Source organism: Lysinibacillus sp. RU7 (assembly GCF_057837305.1).
In genome coordinates this window covers 1-259 of sequence record NZ_JBYQFK010000180.1, presented here as the reverse complement: position 1 = coordinate 259, position 259 = coordinate 1, and the positions used below count along the sequence as shown (strand labels likewise).

The 259-nt window shown below is 34.0% G+C and carries 1 protein-coding gene; it reads left to right on the top strand.

The features are described 5' to 3' along the window. Positions 1 to 259, top strand: a 259-nt coding sequence (locus tag AC3II9_RS22010; protein WP_489158853.1) for a cation:dicarboxylate symporter family transporter, incomplete at both ends; no start/stop codon positions are given.

The following is a 259-nucleotide window of genomic DNA, read 5'->3' as shown; positions in this document are numbered from 1 at the left end:
GCAACCTGCATTTTATTTGTCGTTATTGTTTTAGGTTCGATTTTAAAACTTGCCGGTCTCAACATTTTCAAATTTGTGGGCTATTTTAAAGATGAACTCGCTATTGTTTTAGGTACCGCTTCTTCTGACTCTGTTCTTCCTCAAATTATGAAAAAACTCAAAAATTTGGGAAGTAAAGATTCAACTGTCGGTTTGGTTATTCCAACTGGCTATTCATTTAATTTAGATGGCTTTTCAATTTACTTAACGTTAGGCGTGA